This is a genomic window from Acinetobacter sp. YH12076, from assembly GCF_013419525.1.
In the GTDB taxonomy this organism is placed as follows: Bacteria; Pseudomonadota; Gammaproteobacteria; order Pseudomonadales; family Moraxellaceae; genus Acinetobacter; species Acinetobacter amyesii.
The window spans coordinates 1-7,363 of sequence record NZ_VOZY01000033.1; the positions used below are offsets into that span (position 1 = coordinate 1).

Consider the following 7,363-nt stretch of genomic DNA (forward strand, 5'->3'; position numbering starts at 1 on the left):
GAGATCAAGGTGGCTGGTTGGTTCATCCGCTAGAATGCCATGTACTTGTTGGGAAAATGCGGCAGCAATTTTTGCACGAGTTTCCTCTCCGCCACTCATTGTGTCGTTTTGTACATTGGAAACACCAAGGCGAGATAACATTGCCCGGTCTTCGACCGTTTCTATTTCGATTCCGCCCAGTTGGCTGATATGTGCAAAATCACCAAAACGCTGTAATGTCGCTTCGGCTAAAACAATTTCGCCATTAAGTACTTTGAGTAAACTACTCTTTCCTGCTCCGTTATCACCCACAAGACCAATACGGTCATAAGAGTGAATTTCCAATTCATCAATATCCAAAACATCACGCCCAGCATAATCCAAGCGTATGTTTCTCGCTTTAATAATTAAACTCATTTTTATTTACTCCTGTTTAGCTCTTGAAATTTTTTATGCAGCAAACAGGATTTAGGTGAAAACAAAAGCTAGCATCACAGTGTCCTCCCAAAAAAAAAGCTATTCATCCACAGGGTGGACAAATAGCTAGTCAATTAAGTTATAACTGGAAACTATGCACTAAAAGCATACTTATAAATTAAGCATACTTTTACTTTATATATCCGCATATATTCTTAAAGACACAACAAAAGCCCACCATTATAAAATAGTGTCACTATGCAAATAGTTGTGTCTTAACGAATGCGGATAGAATGCATAAACTTACCTAAAAAATAAAATTCAGTTTTATGATAACTTTACTGTTAAAAGAAGTCTAGACAACCTTGTTTTATGCTTGGATATAAGGCTTATTTTAAAATAATAGTAGTGAAGATTTTCTAAAATTAACATAATACACCTTATACGAAATACTGTTTTTTATTCGATATAAATCATAAACTTATACTAAGACGTTCCAGGGTTCAGCGCACTGGAACGGCTTTTTTGTGACTATTCACGTTCCACGCCTATTCTTTGATCAATGTTTCACGGTTTTAATTAAATAAACTGAATAATTCAATCTGCACGATTTAAGCGATTATCTTGAATAAGATCATCCAATTTATCTTCTAAATCTTCAATCTTATATTTGAGCGATAAAATAGAATTTTTTAAACGCTCATTTTCAGGAGCATCAGGATTTTTTAATTGATTAAAAATTTCTAATAATTCGTTGCGATTAGTGCTTAACCTTTCAATGTCACTTTCAATAGCCATTCTTGGTGTCCACAGAGCAAGTAAACTTTGCTCATAGTCTTTGAGTTCTTGATGGCTCATTGCATCTAATTCAGCTCTAGTTTTCATGGTTTAAAATCCGTCTTGCTATGAAGAGCTTTAAAAATCCGCTTTGCTGTTTCCTCTCTTACACTTTTCGGATCTCGTAAGATGCCACTAATCCAAAGGGCAAAACTAGGATAGTCCTGGAAGTTACTTAGGTCTGATAGCTCAGAAAGTTTAGATAAAATAGCACTGTACTTTTTAATTTGAGCATCAGACAGGTTGCAGAATATATCTATTGTTTTTGGATCTCGCTCAGGAGCTATTAATTTTGGCTTAGATTTTTCTTTCACAGTGAACTTAAAGCCGACAACAGAACGTCCTTTTTTAACTGGACTATAGTCAACTGTTACATCGGTAAATTCATTAATTTCATCTAATGAGCTCTTCAAAACTCTTCGTTTTAAGTTCCTCAAATCTCTATAAGATTCTGGTAAACCAAACTCTGTAAACATTTCATCTAGCGTTAATTCAAAGCCATTTTTTGCCTGATTTTTTTTCGCTAAATGGTAAAAGTCTATTGAGTAGTCTTTTTTTAATTTTAGAACTACATCTTTTTTATAACGAGTGTATGGATTGTATTTATCTAAAATTTTCAACATCACCAAAACAATAGATGTAAACCTTAAAGATATCCCTGCATCTTCATAAGTAGCATCAATTACCCAGTTAGAGTAGACCTTTTTCCCCCTATCATTAACGTATGAAAAGGACCGATCTACTAGTTTTTTTGACGCATTTTCAATTTGTTTATAAGCAGAATTGACTTTGATACCACAGTCATCAGCAAATTGTTGAGCAGATATTAAGATTTGATCTTGTTCACTTGCATCGATATTTCTAGCAATCGGAGAAGCCATAATTAAAATTCTTTTTTCATCTACAGACATGCTTTTAAAGCATTCAGTAACTTTGTTTTGAATAGCCATTGTTGTTACTGGATAAGATTTATCATAACTATTTTCTTTATTCATTCAGATATCAAACCTTATAAAAAATGAACATGATTTTTGTACCCTTATGAGAAAACAATGTACACCAATAAACATAAGGGTACAATAATTTATTTGTACCCTTTATCATGCTATTTGTACCCTTTAATCATGCTATTTGTACCCTTTTAAACGATAAAATCATGCTATTTGTACCCTTTATCATGCTATTTGTACCCTTTTAACGCTTGAAACTATTGCTGCATAAGGTTTTCAGAGGGTCTAAAAGCTTTTAAAAGCTTTTTAAAAGAATAAAAGGGAATTTATTTCCAAAGTGAGTTATTAAAACTGCCCTTGGTACTCGCTAAAGCTCGTACTCTATTGAAGCTCGTTTCACTCGCTTCGTGGGGGCAGTTTTTTGCATATATGATCAAGGATTCAAAAAGCAAAACATGAATAATGCATTCGCTATGCTCATGCTTTTTGACGAGCAAAAGCATCAATACTTCGCTCGTAGACACTCGCTAATCACTGTCCTCAGTAATTCAATAAAAAACGGTTTTTCAGAGGGGGAATAAGCAACCTTTCGTTGTGTCGCTCGTAGACACTCGCTAAAAGGCTCTCATTTGCGTTCTAAGCGATTTTATTTTTATCAACTATAGTTTTACTGTATTTCTATCAAAAGTCGCTAAAACCCCCGTTTTTTTGCGCTTAAATGGGATTGCTAAGGCGTGTAGTCATGGTTATTGTCATTTTCTGGCTTTTTAGGCTCATTTCTCTGCTGTTTTTCTTGTTCTTGGCGTCTTAAAAATGCCAAATGTTCTTGTTGCTCTCGTTCTTGTGCATAGCGTTGTTCTTGTTGCTCTCGTTCTTTACGTAACTGCTGTTCTCTAGATTCACGATCTTTTCGGTCGTTTTCGAGCTGTATTGCTATTTTTTGGGAAAACTCTTGCTGCGCTTCGGTCTCAATTTTTTTTGTAAAAGCCGCATGCAATTCTTGGATTTTTAGATCTTCCATTTCTTCTGCATATAGTCGCTTTTGTTTTTCACCATTTTGAGGACTAAAGTATTTATTTCCATAGTTATCTTCTTCAAATATATAACTATTTATGATCTCCAGTCTTTGATCGCGTACATACTCTTGATACTCAGTTTCTCTGCGTGATATTTCAGAAATTTGATGATCTATATTTGAAATTTGATCATTAAGTTTTCGTTGTTTAACAGTGATGTTCGGTTCGTCAAGTTTTGCAAAAGACTTTTTAGGCTGGAGCAGCTGATTTTCTTCTGTCCATTTATTTAAATGATCAGAATATCTCTCTTTTTTTTCTATTTCACTAAGACCAGAAATATGCTTTTGGATGTCTAGTTGGGTGTTGTGTTGGTCGATCAGGTCATTTATTTGATTGATCCATTTTGTTTTAAAAAATAAAGGCTCTTTTTTGCGTAGTTCTGATATTGCAGAACTCATCGTGTCTAATTTTGTTGTTAATTTTGATAATTCTTCATTTTGGAATTCATAAAGTTTCTGAGAAGTTTTTTCTGAATACTCAGCTTGAGAGTATTGAAACTGAAGCTCACTTCGTACTTTTTGAACAAGATCCTCAGATACTTTGATGTTTTCATCCAGTGCGATGACCTTTTTGATTTTTAAATTACGTAGCTTAATTTCATCATTTTTCAGACTAATTTCTGTAAATATCCCTCGTCTCCGGAGGTATGTCGCTTGAGGACCTTCGTGCTGAGTTGCTTCTAGGTCACTTTCCTGGTCTTCATAACTTCTGTGATCGACACGTTCATCAAATCCATTTTGTTCCAGGTGATGATTGCATAACTCTGCAAATGATTCTCTCCAGTGGCTTACAGTTTCTGTGCCATTGTCACGACTGAAGTCCCTATATTTTTTTGCTGAAAAGCCACCCTGCTCATTAATACTTCGGGTTGTGAACATGATGTGTGCATGGTAGTTGCGTTCATCACTTCCACTGTCTGTATGAGGTGCATGAATAGCAGCATCAACGATGACACCGTATTTTTTAACGAGGTTTCGGCAAAGTTCATTGAGCATATTTTCACGCTGTTCAGCGTTTAACTCACTGGGAAATGCAATCTCAAACTCTCTTGCAAGTAATGCATCTTTTCTACGTTCAACCTTTTCGACTTCATTCCAAAGTGTTTGGCGCTTGAGTAACTCAGTATTTGTATTTTCAGGTGCATAGATTTTTGTAAATTCGACACCAGTTTTTCTTGTGTAGTCTTGTTCTTTTCCATAAAAATCGCATACCAATTTTTCACTTGAACGATATGCAGCACAAGCAACGGCCGATCGTCCATTACCTCTACTAATCGTTTTAACTGAAAAATGATATATCGCCATTTTGCTTTTGCTCTTTATTTCGATTTATCGAAATTACCAACATGTATATGTTGGTCAGGGGATTACAAAGGGGATTTACCCCTTGTCGCACCATTGGATGAAATCCAATGGCTAAGTGCGCCCTTCGGGAAAACCACGATAGCATGGGCTGTCTTGAATTTCAATTCAAACAGACCTATGCTTGAGGGGGATTCCTTGAGATGGTGATGGTATGAGTGTTGAAACTTTAGAGCAAAAAATTGCAAAGCAAGAAGAACGATTAAGACAACTAAAAGCACAAAAACAAGCTATTGCTGCTCGTGAAAAAAAGAAAGTTTCTGATCAGCAACGTAAAGATGATACGAGACGTAAAATTCTACTGGGAGCTTGGGCTTTAAATAAATTAAAAAATGATGAATCGTTTAAACAGCAATTAGCCGATTTTGAGCAATTTTTAAATACGGAAAATAAGACCGAAGAAAATAAGCAGAAAGATAAAGATCTTTTTAATGGATTTATTTGGGATAAGACCTAAATTTCGCATAAGAAATTTTATGTTAAATGATTGTTAGAAATGCCCCTTGATCGAGGCATTTTCTATAAAGAATACTAAAAACTAATTAAAGCCAACCAAGTTTCAAAACAAGGCAGTTCTCAGCAATCATATTTTTAAATTATATAACTCCCAACTGAGCTTTTGCTCCAACGATAAGGCTTTCATTTTGAGTTTCTAAGGCAAATAAACCATACATCAAAGGAGAGGCCGCTGCTCTTTCTAAAGTCTGTTCATATAGTTTATTCCAAACTTTACCCCCTAGTTTTTCATACTCGATGATTAGAGTTTTGAGGCTTTCTTCTCCAAACAAAGTTACATGCCCAGCAAAATCAATCGCTGGGTCATCTATATGGGCTGTTGACCAATCAATAACGCCTGAAACAGCTCCATCCTTTGAAGCTAGTACATGCCCAGCATATAAATCGCCATGTATAAATTGGGTGAAATCTGACCATAGAACATCATTATCCAACCATTTTCTGTAGCGGGTTTCCAATTGCTCACTTATACCAATTTCAGATTTTACTAACTGCAAATTGTTTGCTATTTCAGGTCTTAAATCTGAAGGTTTCATAATTTTCAAATCATTTTCCCGAACTTCTTTTTCAGGAATACTATGGATTTCAAATAAGGTTTTTGCCAAAGATGTTATGTATTTCGGGCTATCTTTGTCCATATTCCAAATTATTTCATAGGTTTCAGCATCCAAATTTAAAACAGGATTATCTTTAAGTATGGGATAAGCCACTAATTCTGTAGATGAAATTCTCCAATCAGGAACCTCTACAGAAAGATGTTTTTTTACCAATTCTAAAATGCGTTTTTCTTTCTTGATTTGTTCCCTCATGCCATCACGACGAGGAATACGCAGCAACCATTGTTGCCCCTTTGTATCAAGAGCAAAAACGACCTTAAAATCAATGCCCATTTCATTGAAATTCATTTTGTCCGTAAGCAACAAGCCGTGTGCTTCAGCAAGTGATTGAATATCTTGAATTGTCATTTTTAATTTCCTTTAAAGAGTTCAATAATTAATGTTCGGATTAGATTGGCTATCATTAACAATCTCTCTCAAAAGTCTTGATGATTTTGTGGTCTTTGATCTCGTAGATAATGTCAGCAATATTATCGACCAATTGCTTGTCATGAGATACGAAGATAATAGTTCCTGCATAGGACTTCATCATTGTTTCTAATGCGGCAATACTTTTTAGGTCAAGATAGTTTCCTGGTTCATCCATAAGCAAAATATTATATTTTCCTAAAAGCATTTTGGATAAAAGCAGTTTGATGATTTCACCTCCCGATAAGTCGGATAAGTTTTTTTGAATATCATTCGCTCCGATCCCCATTGAAGCCAATACTGCACGAATTTCCGCAACTGTGTACTCGCACTCTTCCTGCATAAAGGAGAGCACAGATTTATGCGTGTTAAATTTATATCCTGTTTGTGTAAAGTAGCCAATTTCAGCTTTTGGAGATATGGTTAATCCATCAGCACGTTCTGATATCATTTTTAACAAGGACGTTTTCCCTGTTCCATTCGATCCAGTTATAGCGACTTTAGCGCCAAGCGGTATTATAAAGTTAGCGTCATCAAAGATAGTACGGCTACCAAATTTTAAGCTCAGACCATCTGCCGTAATCGGGAACTTATTGTGCAGTTCTAGGGCTGAACTTTGACGAAAACGAATAGAACGCAAATGCTCTGGTGCTTGAATATCTTCTAATGCAGCCAAACGCTTTTCCATACTCTTAGCTGCCTGATACAGTTTTCTTTGCTTGGTGCCAGTCATTTTTGCATGCCCAAGTCGTCCAGCACTTTCGGTAGAGTTTTTGGATTTTTCTCCTTTTTTCTTATTGTCTAATCGATTAGCTTGCTGGCGTTTTTCTTGCACAGCAGATTCTAATCGCTCCCGTTCCTTCATCATCAGCTCATATTCTACGGCTTGGTGTTGTCGCTCTTCTTCTTTTTGACGCAAGTAATCCGAGTAACCACCCCAATATTCCGTAATTTTACCGTCTTTTAACTCCCATATCTTGTCTACAACCATATCAAGAAAATATCGGTCATGACTGATAACAAGTAATGCTCCATCAAATGCTTTAAGTTGACCAATAAGTAGATCTATTCCATTGAGATCAAGGTGGCTGGTTGGTTCATCCGCTAGAATGCCATGTACTTGTTGGGAAAATGCGGCAGCAATTTTTGCACGAGTTTCCTCTCCGCCACTCATTGTGTCGTTTTGTACATTGGAAACACCA

Annotated in this window: 6 protein-coding genes and 1 pseudogene; 1 reads left to right on the forward strand and 6 read right to left on the reverse strand. The window is 35.8% G+C overall.

Annotated features, from left to right (window positions below; all coding sequences use genetic code 11):
* From msr(E) (FTU22_RS16075) to mobQ, 4 genes and pseudogenes are all read right to left on the reverse strand, one after another.
* Positions 1–396, reverse strand: a pseudogene (gene msr(E), locus FTU22_RS16075) (ABC-F type ribosomal protection protein Msr(E)); the annotation flags it as partial.
* Positions 397–993: 597 nt separating this feature from the next.
* Entirely contained in the window at positions 994–1,281 is a 288-nt protein-coding gene (locus FTU22_RS16080; protein ID WP_004728627.1) for a hypothetical protein, read from the reverse strand.
* Positions 1,278–2,228: a replication initiation protein gene (locus FTU22_RS16085; RefSeq protein ID WP_180005475.1), complete on the reverse strand. Its 951-nt coding sequence runs from the start codon at positions 2,226–2,228 to the stop codon at positions 1,278–1,280. The genes FTU22_RS16080 and FTU22_RS16085 overlap by 4 nt, the downstream gene beginning before the upstream one ends.
* A gap of 682 nt (positions 2,229–2,910) precedes the next feature.
* The gene (gene mobQ / locus FTU22_RS16090; protein WP_018680086.1) at positions 2,911–4,563 is read right to left on the reverse strand and encodes a MobQ family relaxase; all 1,653 of its coding nucleotides are present in this window, start codon (positions 4,561–4,563) and stop codon (positions 2,911–2,913) included.
* Positions 4,564–4,774: 211 nt separating this feature from the next.
* Here mobQ and FTU22_RS16095 point away from each other — a divergent pair, with 211 nt between their 5' ends.
* Entirely contained in the window at positions 4,775–5,077 is a 303-nt protein-coding gene (locus FTU22_RS16095; protein WP_018680087.1) for a hypothetical protein, read from the forward strand.
* Positions 5,078–5,216: 139 nt separating this feature from the next.
* Here FTU22_RS16095 and FTU22_RS16100 read toward each other — a convergent pair whose 3' ends face one another.
* Both FTU22_RS16100 and msr(E) (FTU22_RS16105) read right to left on the reverse strand, forming a co-directional pair.
* Positions 5,217–6,101 carry an Mph(E) family macrolide 2'-phosphotransferase gene (locus FTU22_RS16100; protein ID WP_180095429.1) on the reverse strand — a complete coding sequence of 295 codons (885 nt, stop codon included), beginning with the start codon at positions 6,099–6,101 and terminating at the stop codon, positions 5,217–5,219.
* Between the two features lie 55 nt (positions 6,102–6,156).
* Positions 6,157–7,363, reverse strand: a 1,207-nt coding sequence (msr(E), locus tag FTU22_RS16105) for an ABC-F type ribosomal protection protein Msr(E) (protein WP_180062749.1), incomplete at its 5' end; no start/stop codon positions are given.

Excerpts from the sequence above, each read along its gene's own strand:
- FTU22_RS16080 (WP_004728627.1), bottom strand. The coding sequence starts at position 1,281 with ATGAAAACTAGAGCTGAATTAGATGCAATGAGCCATCAAGAACTCAAA.
- FTU22_RS16085 (WP_180005475.1), bottom strand. The coding sequence starts at position 2,228 with ATGAATAAAGAAAATAGTTATGATAAATCTTATCCAGTAACAACAATG.
- mobQ (WP_018680086.1), bottom strand. The coding sequence starts at position 4,563 with ATGGCGATATATCATTTTTCAGTTAAAACGATTAGTAGAGGTAATGGA.
- FTU22_RS16095 (WP_018680087.1), top strand. The coding sequence starts at position 4,775 with ATGAGTGTTGAAACTTTAGAGCAAAAAATTGCAAAGCAAGAAGAACGA.
- FTU22_RS16100 (WP_180095429.1), bottom strand. The coding sequence starts at position 6,101 with ATGACAATTCAAGATATTCAATCACTTGCTGAAGCACACGGCTTGTTG.